This is a genomic window from Ruegeria sp. BG6 (assembly GCF_056538465.1).
In genome coordinates, this window is the sequence record NZ_JBQFTB010000001.1 from 784,318 (window position 1) to 810,254 (window position 25,937).

The 25,937-nt window shown below is 59.1% G+C and carries 28 protein-coding genes and 1 riboswitch; of the genes, 15 read left to right on the top strand and 13 right to left on the bottom strand.

From position 1 onward, the window contains the following. Nucleotides 1-47: 47 nt before the first annotated feature. Nucleotides 48-125, bottom strand: a riboswitch (SAM riboswitch). Between the two features lie 118 nt (nt 126-243). After that, nucleotides 244-942, top strand: a complete 699-nt coding sequence (locus ACR0JW_RS03885; protein WP_170616480.1) for a glutathione S-transferase N-terminal domain-containing protein — start codon at nt 244-246, stop codon at nt 940-942. Nucleotides 943-1,011: 69 nt separating this feature from the next. On the opposite strand, the gene ACR0JW_RS03890 is transcribed toward ACR0JW_RS03885, so the two are convergent. Both ACR0JW_RS03890 and ACR0JW_RS03895 read right to left on the bottom strand, forming a co-directional pair. Continuing rightward, nucleotides 1,012-1,503 (bottom strand): hypothetical protein, encoded by a 492-nt coding sequence (locus tag ACR0JW_RS03890; protein WP_480713596.1) that lies wholly within the window; start codon nt 1,501-1,503, stop codon nt 1,012-1,014. Nucleotides 1,504-1,737: 234 nt separating this feature from the next. After that, nucleotides 1,738-2,109, bottom strand: a complete 372-nt coding sequence (locus ACR0JW_RS03895) for an OB-fold nucleic acid binding domain-containing protein (RefSeq protein ID WP_170676528.1) — start codon at nt 2,107-2,109, stop codon at nt 1,738-1,740. Nucleotides 2,110-2,236: 127 nt separating this feature from the next. Here ACR0JW_RS03895 and ACR0JW_RS03900 point away from each other — a divergent pair, with 127 nt between their 5' ends. Both ACR0JW_RS03900 and ACR0JW_RS03905 read left to right on the top strand, forming a co-directional pair. Continuing rightward, entirely contained in the window at nt 2,237-2,560 is a 324-nt protein-coding gene (locus ACR0JW_RS03900) for a 2Fe-2S iron-sulfur cluster-binding protein (RefSeq protein WP_170346586.1), read from the top strand. Next, nucleotides 2,560-3,282: an FG-GAP repeat domain-containing protein gene (locus ACR0JW_RS03905; RefSeq protein WP_170676526.1), complete on the top strand. Its 723-nt coding sequence runs from the start codon at nt 2,560-2,562 to the stop codon at nt 3,280-3,282. Before ACR0JW_RS03900 ends, ACR0JW_RS03905 begins: the two co-directional genes overlap by 1 nt. 117 nt (nt 3,283-3,399) lie before the next feature. On the opposite strand, the gene purD is transcribed toward ACR0JW_RS03905, so the two are convergent. Continuing rightward, complete coding sequence (gene purD, locus ACR0JW_RS03910; protein ID WP_170676524.1) at nt 3,400-4,662, bottom strand: phosphoribosylamine--glycine ligase; 1,263 nt, start codon at nt 4,660-4,662, stop codon at nt 3,400-3,402. 75 nt (nt 4,663-4,737) lie between these two features. Between purD and xseA the strand changes: the two genes are divergently transcribed. Both xseA and ACR0JW_RS03920 read left to right on the top strand, forming a co-directional pair. Next, entirely contained in the window at nt 4,738-6,222 is a 1,485-nt protein-coding gene (gene xseA, locus ACR0JW_RS03915) for an exodeoxyribonuclease VII large subunit (RefSeq protein ID WP_170676521.1), read from the top strand. A gap of 3 nt (nt 6,223-6,225) precedes the next feature. Next, on the top strand, nt 6,226-6,867 hold the full coding sequence (locus ACR0JW_RS03920) for a glutathione S-transferase family protein (protein ID WP_170676519.1): 642 nt from the start codon (nt 6,226-6,228) through the stop codon (nt 6,865-6,867). 8 nt (nt 6,868-6,875) lie between these two features. Here the strand turns inward: ACR0JW_RS03920 and ACR0JW_RS03925 are convergent, their stop codons facing one another. After that, on the bottom strand, nt 6,876-7,268 hold the full coding sequence (locus tag ACR0JW_RS03925) for a hypothetical protein (protein WP_170677679.1): 393 nt from the start codon (nt 7,266-7,268) through the stop codon (nt 6,876-6,878). A gap of 145 nt (nt 7,269-7,413) precedes the next feature. On the opposite strand from ACR0JW_RS03925, the gene ACR0JW_RS03930 reads away from it, so the two are divergent. The 5 genes from ACR0JW_RS03930 to ACR0JW_RS03950 all read left to right on the top strand — a co-directional run bounded on the left by ACR0JW_RS03930 (nt 7,414) and on the right by ACR0JW_RS03950 (nt 11,730). After that, the gene (locus tag ACR0JW_RS03930; RefSeq protein WP_170676517.1) at nt 7,414-8,052 is read left to right on the top strand and encodes a lysoplasmalogenase; all 639 of its coding nucleotides are present in this window, start codon (nt 7,414-7,416) and stop codon (nt 8,050-8,052) included. A 58-nt stretch (nt 8,053-8,110) separates the two neighbouring features. After that, complete coding sequence (ftsY, locus tag ACR0JW_RS03935) at nt 8,111-9,289, top strand: signal recognition particle-docking protein FtsY (RefSeq protein ID WP_170676515.1); 1,179 nt, start codon at nt 8,111-8,113, stop codon at nt 9,287-9,289. An 88-nt stretch (nt 9,290-9,377) separates the two neighbouring features. After that, nucleotides 9,378-10,280, top strand: a complete 903-nt coding sequence (locus ACR0JW_RS03940) for an EamA family transporter (RefSeq protein WP_170676513.1) — start codon at nt 9,378-9,380, stop codon at nt 10,278-10,280. A gap of 16 nt (nt 10,281-10,296) precedes the next feature. Beyond that, entirely contained in the window at nt 10,297-10,902 is a 606-nt protein-coding gene (locus tag ACR0JW_RS03945; RefSeq protein WP_170616502.1) for an inner membrane-spanning protein YciB, read from the top strand. A 159-nt stretch (nt 10,903-11,061) separates the two neighbouring features. Then, the gene (locus tag ACR0JW_RS03950; protein WP_170676511.1) at nt 11,062-11,730 is read left to right on the top strand and encodes a Crp/Fnr family transcriptional regulator; all 669 of its coding nucleotides are present in this window, start codon (nt 11,062-11,064) and stop codon (nt 11,728-11,730) included. Nucleotides 11,731-11,953: 223 nt separating this feature from the next. Here ACR0JW_RS03950 and ACR0JW_RS03955 read toward each other — a convergent pair whose 3' ends face one another. From ACR0JW_RS03955 to rpiA, 6 genes are all read right to left on the bottom strand, one after another. After that, entirely contained in the window at nt 11,954-13,396 is a 1,443-nt protein-coding gene (locus ACR0JW_RS03955) for a Do family serine endopeptidase (RefSeq protein ID WP_480713634.1), read from the bottom strand. Nucleotides 13,397-13,577: 181 nt separating this feature from the next. Next, the gene (locus ACR0JW_RS03960) at nt 13,578-13,772 is read right to left on the bottom strand and encodes a DUF2065 domain-containing protein (RefSeq protein ID WP_170616506.1); all 195 of its coding nucleotides are present in this window, start codon (nt 13,770-13,772) and stop codon (nt 13,578-13,580) included. Further along, nucleotides 13,772-14,650 carry a protease modulator HflC gene (gene hflC / locus ACR0JW_RS03965; RefSeq protein WP_170616508.1) on the bottom strand — a complete coding sequence of 293 codons (879 nt, stop codon included), beginning with the start codon at nt 14,648-14,650 and terminating at the stop codon, nt 13,772-13,774. The genes ACR0JW_RS03960 and hflC overlap by 1 nt, the downstream gene beginning before the upstream one ends. Continuing rightward, a complete protein-coding gene (hflK, locus tag ACR0JW_RS03970; RefSeq protein WP_170616510.1) occupies nt 14,650-15,795 on the bottom strand; it encodes an FtsH protease activity modulator HflK in 1,146 nt (381 codons plus the stop codon). Before hflK ends, hflC begins: the two co-directional genes overlap by 1 nt. Before the next feature lie 72 nt (nt 15,796-15,867). Next, entirely contained in the window at nt 15,868-17,226 is a 1,359-nt protein-coding gene (gor, locus tag ACR0JW_RS03975) for a glutathione-disulfide reductase (protein ID WP_170676509.1), read from the bottom strand. A 129-nt stretch (nt 17,227-17,355) separates the two neighbouring features. Continuing rightward, entirely contained in the window at nt 17,356-18,144 is a 789-nt protein-coding gene (rpiA, locus tag ACR0JW_RS03980; RefSeq protein ID WP_170676507.1) for a ribose-5-phosphate isomerase RpiA, read from the bottom strand. A 167-nt stretch (nt 18,145-18,311) separates the two neighbouring features. Here rpiA and ACR0JW_RS03985 point away from each other — a divergent pair, with 167 nt between their 5' ends. The 4 genes from ACR0JW_RS03985 to ACR0JW_RS04000 all read left to right on the top strand — a co-directional run bounded on the left by ACR0JW_RS03985 (nt 18,312) and on the right by ACR0JW_RS04000 (nt 21,857). Then, nucleotides 18,312-19,013, top strand: coding sequence for a glutathione S-transferase family protein (locus ACR0JW_RS03985; protein WP_170676505.1), 702 nt, complete (start codon nt 18,312-18,314; stop codon nt 19,011-19,013). Nucleotide 19,014: 1 nt separating this feature from the next. Then, nucleotides 19,015-20,388, top strand: a complete 1,374-nt coding sequence (locus tag ACR0JW_RS03990; RefSeq protein WP_170676503.1) for an L-serine ammonia-lyase — start codon at nt 19,015-19,017, stop codon at nt 20,386-20,388. Between the two features lie 99 nt (nt 20,389-20,487). Beyond that, nucleotides 20,488-20,904, top strand: a complete 417-nt coding sequence (locus tag ACR0JW_RS03995) for a GFA family protein (protein WP_170616520.1) — start codon at nt 20,488-20,490, stop codon at nt 20,902-20,904. A 38-nt stretch (nt 20,905-20,942) separates the two neighbouring features. After that, nucleotides 20,943-21,857, top strand: coding sequence for a DMT family transporter (locus ACR0JW_RS04000; RefSeq protein ID WP_170676500.1), 915 nt, complete (start codon nt 20,943-20,945; stop codon nt 21,855-21,857). On the opposite strand, the gene ACR0JW_RS04005 is transcribed toward ACR0JW_RS04000, so the two are convergent. Further along, nucleotides 21,802-22,509, bottom strand: coding sequence for a thiamine diphosphokinase (locus ACR0JW_RS04005; protein WP_170616524.1), 708 nt, complete (start codon nt 22,507-22,509; stop codon nt 21,802-21,804). The two genes, ACR0JW_RS04000 and ACR0JW_RS04005, sit on opposite strands and share 56 nt — an antisense overlap. A gap of 123 nt (nt 22,510-22,632) precedes the next feature. Between ACR0JW_RS04005 and ACR0JW_RS04010 the strand changes: the two genes are divergently transcribed. Further along, nucleotides 22,633-24,258 (top strand): hypothetical protein, encoded by a 1,626-nt coding sequence (locus ACR0JW_RS04010; protein ID WP_170676485.1) that lies wholly within the window; start codon nt 22,633-22,635, stop codon nt 24,256-24,258. Between the two features lie 128 nt (nt 24,259-24,386). Here ACR0JW_RS04010 and ACR0JW_RS04015 read toward each other — a convergent pair whose 3' ends face one another. Together ACR0JW_RS04015 and ACR0JW_RS04020 are read right to left on the bottom strand one after the other, a co-directional pair. Continuing rightward, nucleotides 24,387-24,629 (bottom strand): DUF2842 domain-containing protein, encoded by a 243-nt coding sequence (locus ACR0JW_RS04015; RefSeq protein ID WP_170676483.1) that lies wholly within the window; start codon nt 24,627-24,629, stop codon nt 24,387-24,389. Beyond that, nucleotides 24,629-25,924: an adenylosuccinate synthase gene (locus tag ACR0JW_RS04020; protein ID WP_170676481.1), complete on the bottom strand. Its 1,296-nt coding sequence runs from the start codon at nt 25,922-25,924 to the stop codon at nt 24,629-24,631. Before ACR0JW_RS04020 ends, ACR0JW_RS04015 begins: the two co-directional genes overlap by 1 nt. Nucleotides 25,925-25,937 lie beyond the last annotated feature (13 nt).

A 25,937-nucleotide genomic window follows, 5' to 3' on the forward strand; every position in this document is an offset into this window, starting at 1 on the left:
CCGACGCGGGAGGCAAACAAAAAACCCCAGACGCGGCCAAGCGAAAGGGGTCTTTCATCCTGACCTTTTAGCGGTGTTGTTTAGCGTGGCCCGCAATCCGGTAACAAATCGCCACGTAGCTCTGTGCTGCCATACGCCTCGGGCCGCTATTCGTCAAGGCTGCGCTTGGTTCTGTCACGCTTTCGTAACCGCCTCTTGCCGAACCGGCAGAAAGCCGCATGATCGCCGATACACGGAGGAGCCATGACCAACCCAATCGATCTGTATTTCTGGCCGACACCGAATGGCTGGAAGGTTTCCATTGCCCTGGAAGAGATGGGCCTGCCCTACACAACCCATCTGATCAATATCGGCAAGGGTGATCAGTTCGACCCCGAATTTCTGAAGATTTCGCCGAACAACCGCATGCCCGCAATTGTCGACCCCGACGGCCCGGGCGGCGCCCCGGTTTCGGTCTTCGAAAGCGGCGCGATCCTGATGTATCTGGCCCGCAAGACGGGCCGGTTCTATGGCGAAACCGAGCGTGATCGCATTGCCGTCGAAGAATGGCTGATGTGGCAAATGGGCGGCGTCGGCCCCATGGCCGGTCAGGCGCACCACTTCCTGAAATACGCCCCGAACATGGACCCGCCGCAGGACCACCCCTATCCGAAGGACCGCTACCGGGCAGAGGTTGGGCGTTTGTATGGCGTGCTGGATCGACGGCTGGCGGAAAACGAGTACGTCGCGGGCGATTTTTATTCCATCGCCGATATGTCAATCTGGGGCTGGGCCAGCCTGTGGGAAGGTCAACAGCAAGTGCTTGAGGACAAGCCTCATTTTGCGCGCTGGCTGGAAGCCGTCAGTGCCCGCCCCGGCGTGCAGGCCGGTCGCGCGCTACATGCCGATTTGCGCGGGGATCACCGGGACAAGCAATCGCAAGGGGTGCTATTCAAGCGGTGATGGTTTTCGGAAGTCGCTTTGGGTTTTCAATGATCATCGCTGTTTTTACCTTGGCCATACCAAAGACCGCTAGCGAAACAGGAATTCAGGCTCCGCCGGCAAAGGCATCAGCTTGTTTTTCCGGAGACCCTTGCGCATTTGCGCAGCATTGCTGCCGTCCGTACGCATCCGGGCGGTAAGGACAAAAGCCGCATGCCCGTTCTCTGTTGTTTGAGCTGGGCCGACTGAACGCTCTGTCTTTTTGAGATGCACGCCAATCGGTTTTTTCAACCGCGCAGAGCGGAAGTTTGGAACCGAATGCTGTTTCCGGTCTGTTTCTTCCTCCGACCGTGACAACTCAACGCCCTTCTGCTGCTGCAATTCTGAGAGGTAAGTTGTTGCAATTCCAAGGTGCCTGCGTTCGAAGGCGTAAGCATTCAGTGCCTCTTCGATCATTCTGGCGGTGTGTACATATCCTTTTGATCGCGTGAACTCTGAAAGTTCGACAAAACGATCGTGGATCTGGCTCTCATCCGGTCGGACATTTTTTTTGAGCGATCCATTTTGTGTTACGTTAGGCATCCGGACTGACTTCGAGAAGACGTTGAGTGGTGCACAGTCAAGCCCAGGCTTTGACAAAGGCCGACGCGCAAAGATGCTTGCAAGTACCCTTCCGGCATCGGAGAGTCGACCAACCGGCGTCAAAGCGGCGGAAAAGCGCCTTATACTCACACATGGATCATAATGTACGTATCCATGAGCGCCGGACCGCAAGTCTTGCAACCGGCAAGCGTCCACTTTGTCCGTAAGGCCGACCTATCCTTCCCCCCGCACCAGCACATCCAGCATCCCCGAGATATCCTCAATCTCTTCCGCGATCACATGGGTCACCGAATGCGCCCGCTGCATCCGGCCCGTTACCCGCAACAACCGCCCCGAGATCACCGCGCGACGGAATTGCTCGTAGATCTTGCGCCAGACAACCACGTTGACGATGCCGGTCTCATCCTCAAGCGTGACGAATATCACCCCCTTGGCCGTCCCCGGTCTCTGCCGCAGGATCACCAGCCCCGCCACCGTCACGCGCGCACCTTCGGGCGGGGCGTTCAGTTGGCCGGCAGGCAGGCAGGCGGGCGGGCGCGGCCAATCGCTGTTTTGATCTGTGGGGCGAACAGGGACAACAAGCATGAGAACAAAAATAGAACAAATGACAAGAAAGTCCAGTCGCGGCACGCCGAGTCGCAAATGAGGCTGGAAAGAGCTAAATGCCTTGACTAAGGAAGGTTTCGAACATCGCAAAAGGAAGACGTACGCAATGGCAAAGATCACCTATGTCGAGCATGGCGGTACCGAACACACTGTCGAGGTCGCCAACGGACTGACCGTCATGGAAGGGGCCCGTGACAACAACATCCCCGGCATCGAGGCCGATTGCGGCGGCGCCTGCGCCTGCTCGACCTGCCATGTCTACATTCACCCCGACTGGGTCGAGAAAATCCCGGCCAAGGACGACATGGAAGAAGACATGCTGGACTTTGCCTTTGAACCCGATCCGGCCCGCTCGCGACTGACCTGCCAGATCAAGGTCACGGATGCTCTGGACGGTCTGGTCGTGCAGATGCCGGAAAAACAGATCTGATGCCAGCCAGACCGGTCGTCGCCGTCGCAATCGCACTCGGTGTATGTCCGGTCACGGCACAATCGCAGCAACCGTGGCAGTATGAACCACTGGGCTCGGCCGAATACTCCGAACCCACGGCGCGATACCCCCATGGTGTTCTGGGTGATCAGATTGAATACGGCGCGCTGGTCCTGCAATACGCACCCGGATCGACGCAGTATACTATACGGCTTCCAGAAGAACGTGTTTTCGAAGACATCCGGCCGCGCCTGGTCGACGTTGACAACGACGGCCATCGCGAAGCCCTTGTCGTCGAAAGCCATCGCGACAAGGGTGCCCGGCTTGCAATCTACAACGGCGGCGGCCTGATCGCGGCCACGCCCTACATCGGCACCCGTTTCCGCTGGCTAGCACCGGTCGGCGCTGCGGACCTGGACAACGACGGCCATGTCGAAATCGCCTATGTCGACCGCCCTCATCTGGCGAAAACGCTACGGATCTGGCGTTTCGAGAACAACCAAATGACCGAGATCGCAACAATTCCCGATCTGACAAACCATCGCATCGGCGAAGATTTCATATCTGGCGGCCTGCGCTCCTGCGGGGACATTCCCTCGCTGATACTGGCCGACGGGAACTGGTCTCGTATTGTCAGCGTCACGTATGACAATGGCTGGCATTCAACAGATCTGGGACCCTTCCAAGGCCGCGACAGCCTCGCCCAAGCCCTTAACTGCTGATCCGCCCCTTCATCTGGCCAAAAATATCCTGGGGGTGAGGACGCAGACCGAGGGGGCAAAGCCCCCTGATCAAGAACCCGTGACGGGCGCAGCCCGCCACGAGACCTCTGCCAGAGCTTACAGTGCCCGCCAGCCGATATCCCGCCGACAGAAACCCTCGGGCCAGTCTATCGCATCGATCATCGCATAAGCCCTATCTCGCGCGTCCTGCAGCGATCCGCCACGTGCCGTGACATTCAGAACCCGCCCGCCCGACGCCGTAATCCGCCCTTCAGAAGACTTGGTTCCGGCATGGAACACCATGTTCTTGCTATCTTCCGGCAGGTCATCCAACCCCCGGATCACCGAACCTTTTTCATAGGTCCCCGGATATCCCTCTGCAGCCAGGACAACCGATATCGCATGATCATTTGCCCAATTCACTTGTGTATCGCGCAAACGCCCCTCGGCGGCTGCGTGCATCAGGTCCATCGCCTGCGCACCAAGTCGCATCATCAGAACCTGGCATTCCGGATCGCCGAAACGAACATTGTATTCGACCAACCTCGGCTGCCCGTCCCGGATCATCAACCCGGCATAAAGCACGCCCTGAAACGGCATCCCGCGACGTTTCATCTCGGCCATGGTCGGGCGCACAATCTCTTCCATCGCACGCGCTTCGACTTCGGCGTTCAAAACCGGTGCGGGAGAGTATGCGCCCATGCCGCCGGTGTTCAGCCCGGTATCGCCCTCTCCAACCCGTTTGTGGTCCTGCGCAGTGCCAATGGAAAGGATATCCTCACCGTCACACAGCACGAAAAGCGAGGCCTCTTCGCCCTCCATGAACTCTTCAATCACGACCTCGGCTCCGGCACCGCCAAAAGCGCCACCGAACATGTCGTCGATGGCCGCCAGCGCGGTGTCCTCGTCCATTGCCACAATCACGCCCTTGCCCGCAGCCAGACCATCCGCCTTGACGACGATAGGCGCACCCTGGGTCCGGATGTAGTCCTTGGCCGGACCGGCCTCAGTGAACCGGGCATAAGCCGCTGTCGGGGCACCCGCGGTATCGCAAATTTCCTTGGTAAAGCTCTTTGATGCCTCAAGTTGTGCGGCACCGGCCGACGGTCCAAAAACCAGGACGCCCGCTTCCCGCAACCGGTCGGCAACACCTGCCGCCAAAGGGGCTTCGGGCCCAACGATCACGAAATCTATCGCGTTTTCTTCGGCAAAGCTGACAACCGCGCCACCGTTTTCGATATCCAGCGCCGCGCAATCGGCGATCTGCTCGATCCCGGCATTTCCGGGTGCCACGATCAGACGGTCGCATTTGGGGTTCTGCAGCACCGCCCAGGCCAGACTGTGCTCGCGCCCGCCGCTGCCGAGAATAAGGATGTTCATGAATGCTCTCCGATCTGCTTGGCCTTGCCTGCGCGGCGTTCTAAGCTGGGTGAGCATTTGAAACAAGGCGCTGAAATGTCCGACCTGCTAGACGACCCAATTCCCGGCCAGAATACCCCTGAATACACTGTTTCGGACATCTCGGGCGAAGTGAAACGGACCCTCGAAGGTGCGTTTGGCCGAATCCGTGTGCGCGGCGAGGTCGGTCGCGTCTTCAAAGCACGTTCGGGGCATTTGTACTATGACATCAAGGATGACCGGAACGTCCTGGCTTGCACAACCTGGAAAGGTCAGGTTTCCGGCCTCTCCGTTGTGCCCGAAGAAGGTCTTGAAGTTGTCGTCACCGGACGGCTGACCGCCTTTGGCGCGCAATCGAAATACAATCTGAACGTCGACGAAGTTGCGGTTGCCGGGCAAGGCGCGCTGATGGCCTTGCTGGAAAAACGCAAGAAACAGCTTGAGTCGGAAGGCCTGTTTGCGCCCGAACGCAAGACTCCCCTGCCTTACCTGCCCCAGATCATCGGCGTTGTGACCTCTCCTTCCGGCGCGGTGATCCGCGACATCCTGCACCGGCTGCGCGACCGGTTCCCGCGAAAGGTGCTGATCTGGCCGGTTGCAGTTCAGGGCGCCAACTGCGCGCCCGAGGTTGCCCGGGCAATCGAAGGGTTCAACCGGCTGACGCCCGGCGGTGCTTTACCCCGCCCCGATCTGATCATCGTTGCGCGCGGTGGCGGCTCGATCGAAGACCTTTGGGGGTTTAACGAAGAAATCGTCGCGCGGGCTGCCGCCGCATCCGCGATTCCATTGATTTCCGCCGTGGGGCATGAAACGGACACGACCCTGATCGACTTCGTCTCGGATCGTCGGGCCCCTACGCCTACCGCTGCCGCCGAACTGGCGGTACCCGTGCGACTGGAATTGCTTGCCTGGACCGGCGAACAAGGCGCACGTCTGTCGCGGGCGGCAACGGATGCCGTGCAGCGCCGTTCGCAGCGCTTAAGGGATTTGTCACGCGCGCTGCCAAGGGCTGACAGCCTACTCGACACACCAAGGCAACGCCTGGATCAGGTCTCGGACCGCCTGCCCAACGCCCTGATCCGCGGTGTTCAGAACCGGCGCGTCAAATTGCTGGACACATCCGCACATTTGCGCCCGTCAACCCTGCGCGGGATTGTCGAAACCCGCCGCGACCGATGGCGCAACCTGACGTCACGCCTGTCTCTGCGCCCGATCAGACAGGAACTGAAAAACCGCACCGAGAACCTGAACCGACTGTCAGAGCGTCTGAATACAGCGCACAAATCCCGGCTGGACAGGCTGCGTCAACAATTGGACGCGACCGACCGGCTGCGCGAAACGCTCAGTTACAAAGCGACGCTGGAACGAGGGTACGCTGTGGTTCGCGCAGAAGGTGCGGTCGTCACCACCAAGTCGCAGGCAGCCGGGCATCCTGTTCTTGAGATCGAATTTTCTGATGGTCGTCTGACAACCGGCGGATCGGCCAAACCAGCGGCCAAAAAAACCAAACCCGACGCCCCGGATCAGGGATCGCTTTTCTGACTCATGCTGACAATCTGGGGTCGCAAAACATCATCCAACGTTCAGGCGCTGATGTGGTGTGTCGGCGAACTGGGCCTGCCGTTTCGCCGCCATGACGTCGGACATGAATTTGGCGGGCTGGACAGCGATGCCTTCGCGGCCCTCAACCCAAACCGGACAATTCCGGTGGTACAGGACAACGACGACACAACAATTTGGGAAACGGGCGCGATCCTTCGATACCTCGCTGCACGCTATGCTGATGACCATTTCTGGCCTGACGACCCGGTCCGACGTGCAACCGTCGACAAATGGGCGGAATGGGCAAAGCTGAACGTCGCCATGAATTTTACCGTGCCGGTTTTCTGGCGAGTCGTTAGAACGGCGCCCTCCGACCGGGATGAAACAGCGATCACCGCTGCCCTGCATGTGCTGGAAGACAAGCTGGCCATTGCAAACCAAGAATTGTCGCATAGCGCTTATATCGCAGGGACCAGTTTCACGCTGGCCGACATCCAGTTGGGCCACATTTTGTACAGGTATTTTGACATCGACATCCCGCGCGCACCATTCAGGCACCTACGGCGATACTATGAAACCCTGTCGGCCAGACCGGCCTATCGCGATCACGTCATGATAAACTACGAAAGCCTGCGTGCGCGTTAATCAAAGGCTCAAACTCCGATTTCCGGGCCATAGCACACCATTTCTTCGCCACGGTCATCAGCCTCGTACAATTCAGTCTCCAGCGGGTCACCTTCGAACCGCGCAATCAGCCTTCCACCCGATCTGGTGAACAACCAGCATTGAGGATCCGGTCGGTCTTCATAGACGAAACATATCTGTTGATTTTGCTCGTACCAGACACCTTCCTTGCAATCGCCATCCAGAAACGACCAGATGACCCTGCGCCCGGGCAGATAGCGTTCTACCCCATATACCTGCCCCTGGAACCCATAAAATAGGGTCTTGCCGCGTGTGTATTCATCGAACTCTGCAGCCGATAGCGCAGTCTGCGCGGTTGCGGCCTGCGCGGACGCAATCAGAAGAATCACCAAATGCCTCATCATGGTTTCATATTGTCAGATGCCGCAATCCGACGCCAACCAGCATTCTGCGACCGGTTTCCTTGACGTCACCGGTTGAGTTGCCCGGCACATCAGGCTGACACTGCATCAGAACCAACAGCCGACACTGGCAGGAGAGTAAGGGATGACAACAACGCTGTTCTGGATCGCCGCATTGTTTGCAATCGCCTACCTTCCGATGGCGCCGAAACCGGCCAGCCTAACGCGAACGGCATTCAAGACCGGATCGGTTGCCATCCTGGCGCTGATCGCAGCGGTTGCCGGCGCCCCTTCCCTCCTGATACTGGCCCTGGCGTTGTGCGCCGTCGGGGATGCTTTGCTGTCGCAAGAGACCGAGGCGACGTTCATGGCCGGGATCGGTGCTTTTGCAGCCGGGCATCTGGCTTATATTGCCCTGTTTCTGACCCACGCCAGCAGCGATCCGGCGCTGATCCTGGACCGGCCAGGATATGTCTGGTCGCTGGTTCTACTGGGCATTGTCGCGGCGACACTTCTGGCACCACGAGCTGGTGATCTGAAAGTCCCGGTGCTTTGCTATATCCCGATCATTCTGGGGATGGGGATCACGGTTCTGAGCCTGCCCGAGACCGGAGCATTACGCTGGGCCCTTCCCGGAGCGCTGGCCTTCATCGCATCCGACCTGATCCTGGCCACCGAAAAGTTCCTGCTTCCGCCCCGGCATCCCGCAACGGCCCTGACCCCATATCTGGTCTGGCCGCTTTACTGGGGCGCACAAGCTGCATTGCTGCTTGCGTTTCTCTGACCCTTTGCAACTGCCGCAAATCCGCATTAGGTGAAGGGAACACCTGCGGAGACCAAAGATGGCGTTTTTCTCAAAGCTCAAGGATCGGCTGTTCAAATCCTCGTCCCGGCTGGAACGGGGGCTCGATGCGATTGTCGAAGATGGCGGCGAAGAAACGACCGCCCCCGATCCGGTCATCCCCGAGCCAGAACCGGAGCCTCAGCCCGTCCCCGAGGTTCCCGAACCGGCCCCAACCCCCGAACCAGTCCCCGCCCCTGAACCGGCCCCCGCCCCGCAACCGGTCGAAACGCCTTCTCCCGCGGACCCTGCGCCGGCTCCGCCGCCGCCCGAAGCAACCCCGGCGCAGCGCAAGGGCGTTCTGGGACGGCTGTTCAATCGGGGCGACACTCAGGTCGTGGTACGGCGCACGCTTGACGATGACATGCTCGAACAGCTTGAAGAGTTGCTGATCGCCTCGGACATGGGGGTGGATACCGCACTGCGTGTCACCGCCAACATGGCCGAAGGTCGTTTTGGCCGCAAATTGTCGACCCAGGAGATCAAGCAACTTCTGGCGCAGGAAGTCACCCGTGTGATGGAACCTGTTGCAAAGCCGTTGCCCATCTACCCCAAACGCCCACAGGTGGTTCTGGTTGTTGGCGTCAACGGATCCGGCAAAACCACAACCATCGGCAAGCTGGCAAGCCAGTTCAAATCCGCAGGTAAGAAAGTGGTCATCGCGGCGGGCGACACCTTCCGCGCCGCCGCGGTCGAACAGCTTCAGGTCTGGGGCGACCGCGCTGGCGTCCCCGTCCTGACCGCGCCCGAAGGCTCGGACCCGGCTTCGTTGGCTTTCGACGCCCTGACCCGTGCGCAGAATGAAGGGGCGGACCTTCTGATGATCGACACAGCAGGCCGTCTGCAAAACCGCGCCGACCTGATGGAGGAACTGGCCAAGATCGTCCGCGTCATCCGCAAGGTCGATGACACCGCCCCGCACAACACCCTTCTGGTCCTCGACGCCACCACCGGACAGAACGCGCTGAGCCAGGTTGAAACCTTCCGCAAACTGGCCGATGTCTCCGGCCTTGTGATGACCAAGCTGGACGGCACGGCCAAGGGTGGTGTTCTTGTGGCGCTCGCTGACAAGTTCGGTCTGCCCATCCACGCCATTGGTGTCGGCGAACAGATCGACGACCTGGCCCCATTCGACCCGGAAGAATTCGCCGCCGCCCTCACTGGCCTCGACAAGGGCTGATCCGCCCCTTCATCTGGCTGAAAATATCCTCGGGGGGTGTGGGGGGCAGACAGCCCCCCACCCTTTCCACCCAGCAAAAGGCCGATAGTTGAGCGACTGGCTGATTTCCCTCGAAGGCACCGAAGCGGGCCACCAACTTGCGCTGGGACTGGCGCTTATGGCGGCATTCCTGCACGCGGTCTTCGGAGCGTTGCAGAAAGGGCGTCACGACCCCTGGCTGTCACGCGGCGCGATCGACATCTGCTACTGCCTGATGGCCGCGCCCTTTGCCTTTTTCGTCGTGCCCTGGCCTGAACCTTATATGTGGCCCATCTTCGCAATCGTCTGGCTGATCCACATCGCCTACAAGACCTTGCAGGCCCTGGCCTACACCAAAGGCTCCTACACCGTGGTCTACCCGGTGGTGCGCGGCACCGGCCCCCTGTTCACCGTTATTGGCGCCTACCTGCTGTTCGGCGAGACATTTTCGGCCACGCAGTGGTTCGGCGTCGCGGTGTTGCTGGCCGGTATCTTCGGATTGGCCGGATACAACCTGCGCTATCTCGAGACGAACCGCGAAACGCTGGGTATCGCCTTGTTTCTGGCCGTCGTAACCGGGCTGTTCGTAGCGCTTTACACAACCTATGACGCCTATGGCATTCGTGCGACCGCCGATCCGTTCACATTTCTGGCCTGGTTTTTCATGATCGACGGGGCGGCAATGCCGATCTATGCCTTCCTCAGATGGCGGGCCATGATCCATCGCCCTGCGATTGGCCCACTGATGCTGCGCGGGCTCGCAGGCGGTATCATCGCCCCATTGTCCTTCGGGGCCATCATGCTCGCCACACGGCTGGACAAAGTGGGCGAGGCCGCGGTGCTTCGCGAAACCTCGACCGTGTTCGCGGCCCTGATCGGATGGCTGGTGCTGAAAGAGACCGTCGGCCCTCGGCGTATTGCCCTGATGGCCTTGATTGCATTGGGTGCAGTAATAGTTGAAATGGGCGGGTAAGCAGCAGGACAGAATCATGACAGGTAACAAAGAAATCAACCCGTTTCTGAAACAGGTGCTGGAACTGGGCCCGCCTCTGGCCTTCTTCTTCATCTATCTGCGCCTGCGTGATGACAGTTTCCTGATCGGCGGCATCGAATATTCCGGCTTCATCATAGCGACGATCATCTTTGTTCCGCTGATGCTGGGTGCCATGGGCATATTGTGGTTTCTGACCGGAAAACTCAGCCGGATGCAGATCTTCACGGCCTTCATGGTGATCTTTTTCGGCGGTCTGACGGCCTGGTTCAATGATGAGCGGTTTTTCAAGATGAAAACCACACTTGTCTACGGCTTCTTCTCGGTCATCCTGGGCATCGGTCTTTTGCAGGGGAAATCCTATCTCGCCTATGTGCTGGACGAGATGTTGCCCATGCGCCATCAGGGCTGGATGATTTTGACACGTCGCCTCTGTGGCTGCTTCGCCGTTTTGGCGGTTGCCAACGAAGTTGTCTGGCGAACATTGTCGACCGATCTCTGGGTCAAAATCGAAACCTTCGGGTTTCCGATTGCCCTGATGGTCTTTCTGATGCTGCAATTCAACCTGCTGCAAAGCTATATGGACGACCCGGATCATCAATAGGTTCCGACAGCGGACATCACAAAACCGTGAACATGCCCGCATTGGCGCCAAGTATTCTGTCTGAAATCCGGCAATTACCCACAAACAGCTTGGCTAAGCGCCAAAGCTGTGAAGAATGGGGTAACCACTCACCACCCCCATCCGGAGCCCCGTACACTCATGACGGCCTTCCCAAACAGCGGCTTTCTTGCCGAAGCATCTGACCGCCTGAAAGCCATGCTTACCGCGCAGGCTACCGAAATTTCACTGAACGACGGACAAACCCTTTTCGAACAGGGTGACGAGGGCAACGCGCTCTACGCCATTCTGGAAGGAACGCTCGAAGTGTCCTTTCTGGCGATGAGCGGCCGAAAGCTTACACTGACGCTGATGCGTCCGGGTGAGATCTTCGGCGAAATCGCCCTGTTTGATAACGGCCCGCGTACCGCCACCATTTCCGCTGCCGAACCCTCGCGTGTCCTGCGCGTGCTGCGCAACGATGTGCTGCGTCAAATACGACAGCACCCCGATCTGGCCGAGGACATGATCCGTCTGGCAGGTCTGCGCATGCGCTGGATGGGCTCGCAGCTGAACGAGCAGGTCTTTCTGCCGATGCCGATCCGGCTGGCCCGCAAACTGCTTCACCTTTCGGAGCTTCAGGACAATCCGGCAGACAGGATAACCCTGTCGCAAAGCGAACTTGCCGAATTCGTGGGCGCCACGCGCGAGGCGGTGTCCAAGACCATATCCACCTGGAAACGTGACAATATCGTTCAGGCGTCGCGGGGTGGGTTGCTGATTCAGGACTTCGATGCATTGCGGGAACTGGCGGAATCCGACCTGATCTGACGCCTGTGACCTGCTTCACATACATGCGGCGACGTTAACACTAAATTAATAACTGTTACCGTAGGAGGTCAGAGAATCATCCCCGATATCTGTCCACTGACCTCTCCCTGTACCAGAGCCATACGTCCTTCCCAGGCGTATGGCTCACCTTTTCCATCAGCAATTTCAGATAAAAAAGGGCCGGAGTTTACACTCCGGACCGATTACCTTTTTGCGCCCTGGGTCACTCACCAAGGCTGAGTGCGACGAACCGGGGTTCACCTCCGCGGCGCACCAACAGCAGCAGGGACTTGCGCCCGGCCTCTCGTGCTTCTTCCATCCGTGTTTCTAGGTCACTGACGGATGTCACTTTTTGCTGACCGGCCTCGGTAATCAGATCACCGGCCCGCAATCCCTTGGCATAGGCTTCAGACGCCTCATCAACTTCGCTGACGACCAGCCCGTCGGCTTCGGCGTCCAGACCAAGGTCTTCCCGCAGCTTGTCGGTCAGCGGGGAAATGGTCAGCCCTAGGATCTCGGAGTTTTCGTCCTCATCGTCCGTTTGCGCGGGCTCATCTCCGTTTTCCACCCGTTCAGCATCCTCGCGACGACCCAGAGTGACCAGTACGGTCTGTGTACCGCCGTCGCGATGGACAACGACGCGAACGGACTTGCCGACCGTTGTTTCCCCCACCTGACGCACCAACCCGCGCGTGTCTTCCACTTCGACGCCATCAAAACTCAGGATCACGTCACCCGCCTTCAGCCCGGCTTCTTTTGCCGGCCCCTCGGGCACGTCGCTGATCAAGGCGCCACCGGGCTTCTCCAGCCCCATGGCTTCGGCCATGTCTTCGGTCACGTCCTGAATGCGCACACCCAGCCAACCGCGACGCGTTTCGCCGAATTCGCGCAGTTGATCGACAACCTTGACCACCACATTCGAGGCCATGGAAAAGCCAATACCAATGGACCCGCCATTGGGTGACAGGATCGCGGTGTTCACACCGATGACCTGACCATCCATGTTGAACAGCGGCCCACCCGAGTTGCCCCGGTTAATCGCAGCATCCGTCTGAATGTAGTCGTCGTAAGAGCCGCTGAGCGCGCGGTTGCGCGCCGATACGATACCGGCCGAGACCGAGAACCCCTGCCCCAGCGGATTGCCCATGGCAATCACCCAGTCACCAACGCGCGCCGTGTCGCTGTCACCAAACTTTACATATTTGAGCGGACCGGTCGCTTCGACCTTAAGCAGTGCGATGTCGGTCTTTTCGTCCGTGCCGATCACCTTGGCCGGCAACTCCTTTACGGGTTGCCCGTCACCGGGAAAGAATTCGACAAGGATTTCGTCCGCTTCGGCGATGACGTGGTTGTTGGTTACAATGAACCCGTCTTCGGAAATCACAAACCCGGAACCCAGCGCATTGCTGCGGCGTGGGAGGTTCTCATCGCGGTCGCCGTTACGGTCCTGAAACTCGCGAAAGAAGTCTTCGAATGGGGACCCTTCGGGCACGATCCCGCGCGGACCGGTCTGTCCCTCGATCAGCGTGCTGGTCGTGATGTTGACAACCGCGGGGCTGATCTTTTCTGCCAGCGGCGCAAGGCTTTCGCCCCGGGCCTGAACGGCGACGGTCTGGGCCAGAACCAACACCATTGCGGCAAAGGCCAACCACATCCACCGCACCATAAAAACCGCGTCTTCACGCCCGAGGGAAATACTGCGTGCTTTTGCCTGCACCTGGGGTCTCCTTGTCGAATTATTCAGGTGGCCACTCTCGCGCGGCCCTTCTTACGGACTAATGTAGTCAGTTTGACCTGTCCCGCAACTCAGGATCGCGTGGAAATCACCGGCAAGTGAGATGTCCTGCTCAAAAGCCCAGCTGATAGGCACCCCACAGAAGGATCAGCCCGCTGATCACGCACAAAAGACCCGTAATTCGCCGTGCCTGCTCGGGCAGGGTCCGCAGGGTTTCCAGCATCCGTTCGATAAGCGAAGGGGCCAGCGCATAGGCCAGCCCCTCGACAATCAGTACCAGCCCGAAGGCCAGAAGGATCATACCCATTACCGGCCGCCCTGACCTGTAGGCGATTTCAGGTAATTAAAGAAATCCGAGTCCGGGCTCAGCACCATTGAGCTGTTGCCGCCGCGCAGTGCACGCTCATATGCGGAAAGCGAGCGATAGAACTCGAAGAACTCCGGATCCTTGCCAAAGGCTTCGGCGAAGATCGCGTTCCGCTCAGCGTCGGCTTCACCACGAATGATCTCGGCTTCACGGTTTGCGTCCGAGACCAGTTCCACCACGGTCCTGTCAGCCTGCGCGCGTACACGCTGGGCCGCTTCGTTACCACGGGCGCGTTCGTCAGTGGCTTCACGCTCCCGCTCGGCTTTCATCCGGTCGAACGTAGCCTCAAGGTTCGCCTGCGGCAGATCGGTGGCCTTCAGGCGCACGTCGATCACATTCACGCCAAGCGCCTGCGCTTCGGCAATCGCGCTGTTGCGGATGCGTAGCATCAGGGCAGCACGGTCCGAGCTGAGGATGTCGCGGGACGAGACCGAACCCAGAACTTCGCGTGTTTCAGCGCGCAGGATACGGTCCAGACGATCCTCGGCTACCGGAACGCCACCGACACCAACGGCCTGACGGAACTGGTTCAGATCGGCAATCCGATAACGGGCGAAGGCATCAACCACAAGGCGGCGATCGTCCAGTGGTGTCACCTCAAGCGGCTGCACGTCGATCGAAAGGATGCGGTCGTCATAACGCACCACTTCGTCGAAAACCGGCAGCTTGAACGCAAGGCCTGGCTCTTCCTTGACGTTTACGACCCGTCCAAAACGTAGAACAAGGGCGCGTTCACGTTCGTCAACGATAAAGATCGACGACAGTCCGGCAACGACCAGGATGACGAGAACGATCAGAATAATGGGTGACTTACGCATCAGTTGCTCCCCTCGGCCTGATTACGGCGCAGCTCGTTCAGCGGTAGATAAGGCACCACGCCTTGCCCCTGCCCGGTCGAGTTCTCGTCCAGAATGATCTTGTCCACGTCACCCAGAACCTGTTCCATCCGTTCAAGGTACAGACGTTTGCGGGTTACATCCGGGGCTTTGGAATACTCTTCCAGAACCGCGCTGAAGCGGCTGGCTTCACCCATCGCACTGTTGATCTGTTGGGCTCGGTAGGCTTCGGCTTCTTCCAGAACCTGTGCGGCTTCACCGCGCGCCTCGGCGAGTACGCGGTTCGCATAGGCGTCGGCGACGTTCTGAAGGCGGTCACGCTCTTGCGCGGCGGCCTGAACGTCGCGGAACGAAGCAATCACGTCCTGCGGCGGGTCGGCCTTGTCGAAGTTCACACGAATGATGTTCACGCCCGAGTCGTAGCTGTCCATCGTCGCCTGGATCAATTCTTGCAATCGATCAGCGATGATACCGCGATCCCGGTTCAGGATCGGGGCCAGTTCGCTTTGCGCGATGATTTCCCGCATCGCCGATTCCGACACCGCGCGAATTGTCTGGCGTGGATCGCGCAGGTTGAACAGGAATTTGGCGGGATCGTTGATGTTCCAAACGACCTGATAGTCGATATCCACTACGTTTTCGTCACCGGTCAGCATCAGACCATCATCACTGCCGCGCGTACCGCCCATATCCTCGGTCTGTTCGCGGGTAACCGGAATAACCTCGGCGGTCACAACCGGCCAGGGCGCAAAGTTCAGACCCGGATTCCCAACGGCCGAAAACTCACCCAGGAACAACTCAACCGACTGTTCTTCCGGTTTTACGGTATAGAAGCTGGCAGCTGCCCAAAGGCCCACTGCGACCAGAGCGCCAATAACCACTGTGCCTTTGGTGAAGACCGGGCCACCGCCACCTGCGCCCTGACCGTTGCCGCCACGGCCACCGCCGCCACGACCACCCATCAGCACGCGCAGCTGCTCCTGGCCTTTCTTCATCAACTCGTCGATCTCGGGGATCTGCGGGCCATCGCCTTCGGGGGGCTTGCGCCCATCACCGTTGTTACCCCGATTTCCTCCGCCGCCCGAGGAGCCTCCGCCCCCCCAGGGGCCGCCGCTGTTGCCCGCCATATGTGTCTATTCCTTCGTTTTGGCCCGTGTGATCACGGGGTCCCTTGTAACTTGTGTGCGCGCGGTTGCAAATCAAGCAGTGCGCACAGGTTGCCGCATTGTAACAAGTTCTTCCGCCATTACCGGATGAACCGCAACCGTGCGGTCGAAATCTTCTTTGGTCGCGCCCATTTTGACGGCGATCCCGGCCAGTTGAATCATCTCGCCCGCGCCCGGCGCGACGATGTGACAGCCCAACACCTTGCGGGTCGCGTGGCTGACGATCAGTTTCATCAGTACCCGCTGCGTGCCGCCGGCGAAGGCTTTCTGCATCGGCTTGAAGGATGTCGCGTAAACTTCGACCGGCTCCTGTGCCGCAGCCTCTTCCTCGCTTAGTCCGACGGTTCCGAATTCCGGTTGCGTGAAGATCGCCGACGGGATCAGTTCATGATCAACCGGGGTCGGGTTGCCCTTGAACACGGTTTCCACAAAGGCCATGCCCTCGCGAATGGCGACCGGCGTAAGGTTCACGCGATCAGTCACATCACCGATAGCATAGACCGAGGGCACGCCAGTCTGGCTGTACTCATCCACCACAATCTCGCCCTTGCGACCTCTTTCGACGCCCAGCGCCTCAAGCCCAAGATTATCCGCATTCGGAGCCCGGCCAGTTGCGTACATGACAACATCGAACCGATCTTCAGTGCCGTCAGTGGCCTTTACCCGGATCTTGTCACCTTCCTTGGTCATCTCCAGCACGTTGGTGCCAAGGCGCACATCGATGCCGTTCTGGCGCATCTCTTCGCAGATCAGGCCACGCGCTTCTTCGTCAAAGCCACGCAGGATTTGCGCACCGCGATAGAACTGGGTGGTCTTGACCCCCATCCCGTTCATGATCCCGGCAAACTCGCTGGCGATATAGCCGCCGCCAACGATCAGGATAGATTCGGGTAGCTTCTCAAGGTGGAAGATTTCGTTCGAAGTGATCGCAAGGTCAGAGCCCGGAAATTCGGGCACCACAGGGCGTCCGCCGGTGGCGATCAGGATGTGTTTGGCCGTCTTGCGTGTCCCATCCGCCAGCTCAACCGTGTGGGAATCGACCACAGTGGCGCGCTGGTCAAAGCTTTCAACACCGTTGTTTTTCAGAATGTTGCGATAGATACCTTCCAGCCGGTCCAGTTCCGCCACTAGTTTGCCATGGAATGTATTCCAGTCCAGCGCACCCGGCTGAACATCCCATCCATAGGCCTGCGCATCGTCAACCAAGCCGGAAAACTCACTGGCGAAAACCATCAGCTTTTTTGGAACACAGCCCCGGATCACACAGGTTCCGCCATACCGATCCTCTTCCGCCAGCGCCACCTTGGCGCCGGTCTCACCAGCGGCCACGCGTGCTGCACGGACCCCGCCCGAGCCGCCACCGATAACGAAAAGATCATAGTCAAAGCTCATACCGGGTTCCTTTGTTCAGTTTGCCTGAAGGGTTCTGGATATCTGGGCGCGGAAAATCGTCTGCCAACCCCTAAGGATCAGGAATTCGGGTTTCTCTCTCGCCATTTGCAGAAAATCCAGCCGCAATTTTCAATCAGAGAGGTCCGTAAACAGATTGTCCCTGTCGCCATCGGCCAACTGGTCCAGTTCCAGGGTTCCTTCGTTGATGTCGCGCAGTTCGACCCGCCCGTCACCGTGGCCAATTACGACCTTGTCGCAAATATCGATGAACAACCCGTTCTCGACCACTCCGGGAACCTGGTTCAGCACCAGCGCCAACTGACGGGCATTTCCGATGCGTTGCAGGTGCAGATCCAGAATGTGGTTGCCCTCATCAGTGACAAAAGGGGCCTGGCCGTTCATTCGCAGCGCAGCCGAGGTACCAAGCACATCCATCGTATCCAGTGCTTCCTCGATCAGGGTTCGCGTGGTTTGCCAGCCAAATGGGATCACCTCGACCGGCAAAGGAAATGCCCCCAGGGTTTCAACCTCTTTGCCTGCATCGGCAATGACCACCATCTGATCGCTGGCCGTTGCCACGATCTTTTCCTGAAGATGCGCACCGCCGCCGCCCTTGATCAGGTTCAATTCGCCATCGAATTCATCTGCGCCGTCTATGGTCAGGTCCAGCCACCCCGCCTGATCCAGAGAGACGACTTCGATCCCGACTTCACGTGCCAGCTGTGCCGTGCGGGTCGAAGTGGGCACGCCCTTGATCCGCAGTCCTTCCTCTTGCACCCGTTCGCCGAGCCGACGCACAAGCCAGGCGGCCGTTGATCCGGTTCCCAATCCGACACGCATGCCGTCCTGAACCATTTCCGCGGCACGGTGCGCGGCTACATATTTCGCCTTGTCGATGGGCGACAGATCCCCTGTCATGGCAGCTTTCCCCCAAGTTGCTGCGGGCCTTATACGAAATGCCACACTCAACTTCGAGACCCAAAACGCCAATTCAACGGGGCGCCTTGTCGCGAAAATACGCGTTTCCTATTGGAAACGTCGCAATCGGCGCGTCCTGCGGGAAAGGTGCGTAATAGATATGCATTATGGAACCGCGCTACCGCCTGCATTACGCCCCTGACAACGCCTCGCTGGTGATCCGACTGGCGTTGGAAGAGATGGGTTTGCCTTATGAGACCGCACTGGTCGATCGGACCCGTTATGCACAAAACAGTGCTGCCTATAAGCAACTGAACCCCAACGGCCTTATCCCTGTTTTGGAGACGCCGCAGGGACCGATCTTTGAAACCGCAGCCATCTTGTTGTGGTTGACCGATACACACGGGCAACTCGCACCGGCTCCGCAACATCCGGACCGCGCGGCGTATCTGAAATGGCTGTTTTTTGCGTCGAACACGCTGCACGCCGACCTGCGCATTTTGTTCTATGCCGAGAAGTACATTGAGGCGGTGCAGACAGAAGCGCTGCGGGCTGGTATCCGGACCCGCCTGAAACGACATCTTTCAATCCTCGAAAAGCAGGCGAAGGACACGCCGGGCTGGTTTGGATCGGACCAACCGTCAGCCCTGTCATACTACATCGCCTGCATGATGCGATGGATGGCGTTGTATCCGGCCGAGGCCGATCGCAGCTGGTTCCAACTGACTGACACCCCTCATCTGAGGCAGCTTTTGCTGCAACTGGAAGCCCGCCCCGCAACGCGCGCAGCAATCGCAGCGGAAGGGCTGGGAGTTGCACCGTTCACTGCACCATCATACGCTACACCACCAGAAGGCTCAGCTACCTGATATGTTTCTATCTGTCTTCGATATGTTCAAAGTGGGCATCGGCCCGTCCTCGTCCCACACCATGGGACCAATGGTTGCCGCGGCCCGCTTTCTGGACCTGATGCGCGCCTCGCCGTTCGAGTTCTCGGGGCTTCGAGGGTCATTGCATGGCTCACTGGCGTTCACAGGTGTGGGCCACGCGACCGACCGCGCCACGATCCTCGGGCTGGCCGGGTTTGTTCCGGACACCTATGACAACAACAAGGCCGAAGAAGCGCTGGCCGCCATTTCCGAGACCCATACTGTCACGCCGGAAGGGCTGCCGACGCTGAAGTTCGACCCCAAATCGGATCTGGTGTTCGACTATGAAAACAACCTGCCGGGCCACGCCAATGGTATGATCCTGATGGCCACAGACGCGCAGGGCGATGTGATCCTCAGGCAGGTCTACTACTCGATCGGCGGCGGGTTTGTCCTGACCGAAGAAGAACTGGCCGAGGGCAAGGCAACGGATGAAGGTGATCCGGTGCCGTTTCCGTTCAAAACTGCGGTCGAGATGCTTGAGATGGCCAGTTCCAGCGGCAAAAGCATCGCGGACATGAAACGCGCGAATGAAATCGCGCGTGGATGCGCGGACAGTTTTGCCAAGGGCACCGCGCGCCTGTGGCAGGTGATGAATGACTGTATCGAACGTGGACTGGTCACAGATGGCATTCTGCCCGGTGGCCTCAAGGTTCGCCGCCGTGCCAAAGGCATCCATGACGCACTGGTGGCCGAGCGTGGCATGAATCTGAACGCTCCGCACACGATCAACGACTGGATGAGCGTTTACGCCATGGCCGTCAACGAAGAGAACGCTGCCGGGGGCCAGGTGGTCACGGCGCCCACCAATGGGGCCGCAGGCGTTCTGCCGGCCGTTTTGCGGTACTATCTGGATCACGTACCCGGCGCGTCCGAAAGCCATGTGGAAGATTTCCTTTTGACGGCTGCCGCGATTGGCGGGCTGGTCAAGTTCAATGCCTCGATCTCGGGCGCAGAAGCCGGATGCCAAGCCGAGGTTGGCAGCGCCTCGGCGATGGCGGCCGCCGGTTTGTGCGCAGTGATGGGCGGCACGCCCGAACAGGTCGAAAACGCTGCGGAGATCTCGCTGGAGCATCACCTGGGAATGACATGCGACCCGGTTGCCGGACTTGTTCAGGTGCCTTGTATCGAACGGAACGGTCTGGGTGCGATCAAGGCGGTTTCAGCGGCCTCGCTGGCGCTGCGCGGCGATGGCAAGCATTTCGTTCCTCTGGATTCGGTAATTGAAACCATGCGCCAGACCGGGCACGACATGCACGAACGCTACAAGGAAACGTCTCTGGGCGGCCTGGCCGTCAATGTTCCGAACTGCTGAGGGAAACGGGCGACGTCGCAACGCGTCCGTATTTCCGCGTTTTCTGGATGGATTTGCACCAAAAGCGGTGCAAATCTGTTCCTGAAAGGAAGGTGTTTCATGCGTGGACGATGTCTTTGCGGAAAGGTCGGCTTTGAAGTCAGTCCACCTGTTTTGTCCTGCGTCACCTGCCACTGCGAAAGCTGCCGCAGGCAATGCTCGGCCCCGATGACCGCCTATTTCGGCATCCGGGACAGCCAATGGCGCTGGACAGGTGAAACACCAAAGACGTTTCATTCCTCTCCGGGCGTGGAACGCAGCTTTTGCCCGCATTGCGGCACACCAATGTCCTTTCGCTCGCAGTCTATGTCCGACGTGATGCATATGTACGTCGCCGCACTTGAGGATCCCGAGGCTTTGCGGCCTACCCTGCACGTCGCCCATGAAGAGAAACTCAGCTGGCTCAAGCTGAATGACGGCCTGCCCTGCTGCATCGGACCCGATTACACCAAATACCAACCGCTTCCGGAAAGCTGACCTTTCCCCGTCCGCAGCAAATCGTTAGCGTCGCGAACATGACTCAGGACCGACCCGTACTCGGCATCATTCTGATGCTTGGCTTTTGCATGCTCGCCCCGCTGGGTGATGCCATGGCCAAACTGTTGGGTGAGACAACTCCGATCGGCATACTGGTCTTCACCCGGTTTGCCGTGCAGGCACTGATCCTGATCCCTCTGGTCGCCCTCACAGGTCGTCCTTGGCGTCTGCGGGGGCGTATTCTGAAACTGACCGTGATCCGGACCGGTCTGCACATCCTTGGCATCACCGCGATGTTCAGCGCCTTGCAATTCCTGCCGCTGGCCGATGCCATCGCTATCGCCTTCGTTATGCCCTTCATCATGCTGCTTCTGGGCAGGTTCGTTCTGGATGAAGAGGTTGGCATAAGGCGATTGTTGGCCTGCGTCGTGGGGTTTGCCGGTACGCTTCTCGTCATTCAGCCCAGCTTCGCTCAGGTCGGAGCGCCTGCCCTGCTGCCGCTGATCGTGGCCGTGGTGTTTGCGCTGTTCATGCTTGTCACGCGGCAGATCGCCAAGGAAACCGATCCGGTTTCGCTCCAGGCTGTCTCGGGCGCGATGGCAACGCTGATCCTGCTGCCTGTGCTGACCCTAGGAAGCGCCATTGACGTTCCGGAACTGACGTTCAGCCTGCCTGACAAAGACGCGGTTTGGCTGCTTTTGGGTATCGGTGTTCTGGGCACCGTCGCCCACCTGTTGATGACCTGGTCGTTACGCTATGCCCCATCAGCAACACTGGCGCCAATGCAGTATCTGGAAATCCCGGTTGCGACCGTGTTCGGTTGGCTGATCTTTCACGACCTGCCCAACGGCATCGCCGCATTGGGGATCGGCATCACGATGGCGGCAGGTCTTTACGTCATTCTGCGCGAGCGGGCCAGCGCCCGGTCTGCTCCGACAGAAACGCCTGCATGACCTGATCCAGCGCGCCGCGGGGAACCATTGCAACCAGACCCGGGCCATTCATCTGCAACGTGACTTCGGATACCGCCCGGTTGGACGTGCCGATCTGACCGTCCGGCTCCAGAACCAGATCATCGATCGGCCACTCCAGCCCTTGCGAGCGTCCTGTCACCCTTTGCAGGGGAAACAGGGATACCACGCTCCCCTTCGGCAAGTTCAGGGAAACCTTAGGCGGCGTGTGAAACACGACCTCGTGCTCTCCCAGCAATATGCATGATTGGTCCTGACGCTTGATCAGTACGCTGAGGACCGCCAATTGGTGATCCAGACGCCCGCCCAGAAAGCCAACGCCCAAGACCACCGGGGCTTCGATATTGCGCAGCGCCTTGTCGAAATCCGTGCTGTTCTGTTCAGGTATGGGAAACAGGCGGTCCGCCGGTATCTCTTCAAGGTCTGATGCGGAAAGCGAATCGAAATCACCGATGACGGCATCCGGAATACGCCCCGATTCCCTGAGAACCGTCGCACCACCATCCGCTGCAACGGCCAAATTGGCGCGATTCAGCGCCAGATTCAGATCATCGGGCCCGATTTGCCCTCCGCCAACCAGTAAGATTGGCTCGGACGACCGCACAATCGGCGCATTTTTTCTAAGATTGATCATTTTTCCCGGATTTGGACACATTCAGACCACAAAATGGTAGGTTCATATAGAGAGTTTCGAACCAATACGTGTGCCTGATTCCGGGCGAATTGGTTCAGGTAGTTTGTAAAGGACGTGCGTCTGATGGTACAGAATAACAAGGTATTGACCGTTTCTTATGGAACCTTCTCCTGCACATTAGAAGGCTTTGACGATTCGTTTGAAACGATGAAAGCGATTGCCGAGTACTTTCGCGACCTTGCAGCAGATGATCGATACTTCGGCTCGGAACCGCCACAGCCTGACGCCGAAATGCTGACCCGGATCGCACAGCGGGACGCCTCGAAACGTGTGGAAGCCAGACAGAGCGACACTGGCCTGCTGCTGCGCGCAACCGAAAGTTCAGCCACGATCGCCACGCCCGCAACGCCGCCAGCACAGGAACCAACCATCAGTGCCCCCGATCTCAACGTCGTCAATACACCGCAACCAGCGCAACCCGTTGCCACTGCCGAACCCTTCGATGCTGCGCCAGCCCCCCCTGCTGACAGCATCGCCGCCAAACTTCAGCGGATCCGCGCGGTGGTTTCGCACTCGACTGACAATCCTGTCGAATACTCGGAAGACGAAGACAGCACCTTGCTGAAAGGTGGTGCCGCCCCGGTTGACGCCGTGGCCGCAGCCTTTGAGGCGGGTGCGCTGAACCCGGCAGACATCGAGCCTGTGACCCCCGTCTCGATGCCTGCACCCGAAGCGGCTACCCCACCCGCCGCTCCAGAACCTGTTCCCGCACCGGAGCCTGTTGTATCCGAAGAGTTTGAAGACGAGGCTGAAGCTCCGGCAGCGGACGCACTGTTTTCGAACCTTGATGATCTGACGGAAGGCGAACAGCCGGAATCAGAAGCCGAAGAAGACGAGATTGTAAACATCCTCAGCGAAGAAGACGTGGCAGAGCAGGAAGAGGAATCCGAAGCAGCCGAGTCGCAAGAGGAAGCAGCGGAAGACAACAAGCTTCTCCTGACTGCCGAAGACGAAGTTGCACTGCTGGACGAGATTTCGGCCGTCGAGGCAGAACTGGCGCAGCGGGCCGAAGACCAAAAACCGAAGGATCATTCGAGCCTCGATCTGGACGTGTCCCGCCTGATGGACAAAGCCGACGAACAACTTGATGACCCGGCTGCAAATGATCAGCGCGAGACATATTCGCACCTGCGCACCGCGGTTGCGGCCACCGAAGCCGAGCGTAAAGAAAAGGGTGACTCGGCCGAGAAAGCTCAGGATCAGGAATACCGGGGAGATCTGGCGTCGGTCGTCAGCCCGCGCCGCCCGGAAATTCAGGTCACCAGCATGCGTCCGGAATCTGATGCCGCGGCACCGCTCAAACTGGTGGCGGAACAGCGCATCGACAATCAGCAAAACGAATCTGGCCCTGTCACGCCACGCCGCGTCACCACCCCGCAAGAAGAAAAGTCTGCTGACGAAGGTGGTTTCGCGACGTTCGCCCAGGAACAGGGCGCTCAGTCATTGCCTGATCTGCTGGAAGCCGCCGCTGCATACCTGTCCTTTATCGAGGGTCAGGAACAGTTCTCGCGCCCGCAATTGATGAACAAGGTCCGGTCCCTCAAGCAGGACGAATTCAACCGCGAAGAAAGCCTGCGTTCGTTCGGTCAATTGTTGCGGGATGGAAAAATCGAAAAGGCTGGCGGAGGCCGCTTTGCCGCCTCGAACCAGATCGGTTTTCGCCCCAGCGACGAGCGCGCAGCGGGCTGATCCGCAAAAGGTTTAGTCAGAAAAAGGCCGGAGGACACCTCCGGCCTTTTTCTGTTTGCGTATCTGGGAACGAACCGGAAGACGCGTACGTTTCCGTCGTTCCAACACACTCGCTTTCGCCAGCGTGGCTAACGTGATCCCTGGTCAGGGTCTTCTTTGCCAACACCACGGAAAACGAACTTGAACGGCAATACCCACAAGATGCCAAGCACGATGTAAACCAGCAGCTCCAGCCAGATTGGCGGGCGATCCAGCCAGTTCACAACCGTCACCACGGCGACAACATAAACAGGCAAGCCAACCAGCAGAATAATCAGCGACCAGCGGCGGCGCGCCTTGTAGCTCAGGCCGGTTTTTTGTTCGTCGCTCATCAGTCGGCAAACGGGTCTGTCACCAGAATGGTGTCTTCCCGCTCAGGGCTGGTTGACAACAGGGCGACAGGGCATTCGATCAGTTCTTCGACACGGCGAACGTATTTGATCGCATTGGCTGGCAAGTCCGCCCAACTGCGCGCGCCTTCGGTCGATTCACTCCAACCCTGCATTTCCTCATAAATCGGCTTGCAGCGCGCCTGCTGATCTGCCGCCGTGGGCAGATAATCCAGGCGCTCGCCATCCAGTTCGTAACCCACGCAGATCTTGAGCGTCTCGAAACCATCCAGCACGTCCAGCTTGGTCAGCGAAATACCCTTTACGCCGCTGGTGGCACAGGTCTGGCGCACAAGGCAGGCGTCAAACCAACCGCACCGGCGCTTACGGCCGGTGGTCGTGCCGAATTCGTGACCACGCTCACCAAGGCGCTGACCGTCATCATCCTCCAGTTCCGTGGGGAACGGCCCCTCGCCCACGCGCGTCGTATAGGCTTTGACGATACCCAGCACAAAATCGATGGACCCCGGGCCGATGCCGACCCCGGTTGCAGCCTGCCCTGCGATCACGTTGGACGAGGTCACAAAGGGATAGGTTCCGAAATCAATGTCCAGCAAGGCGCCCTGCGCCCCTTCGAACAGAATACGTTTACCCGCCTTGCGCTTTTCATTCAGCACCTTCCAGACCGGGGCGGCAAACGGCAGAATCTGCGACGCAATCTCCTTGAGCTGCGCGATCAGACCGTCGCGATCGACCTGCTCGATCCCTAAGCCTTTGCGCAGCGGGTCGTGATGCTGCAACGCCCGATCAACCCGGGCTTCAAGTGTTGCCTCATCCGCCAGGTCCGCAACACGGACCGAACGGCGACCGACCTTGTCTTCATATGCTGGCCCGATGCCGCGACCGGTTGTACCGATCTTGGTACCCTTGCTTGCAGCCTCTTCGCGCGCGCGGTCCAGTTCGCCGTGAATCGGCAGGATCAGCGGTGTGTTTTCTGCGATCATCAGTGTATCGGGCGTGATATCGACACCCTGTGCCCGGACCGTTTCGATCTCTTTGACCAGATGCCACGGATCCAGAACCACGCCATTACCGATGACACTCAGCTTGCCGCCGCGCACAACACCGGATGGCAGCGCATGAAGCTTGTAGACTTCGCCATCGATAACCAAAGTATGACCGGCGTTATGCCCGCCCTGAAAACGCGCGATCACGTCCGCCCGTTCGCTGAGCCAGTCGACGATCTTGCCTTTTCCCTCGTCGCCCCACTGGGCTCCGACAACAACCACATTGGCCATACCAGGTCCTTTT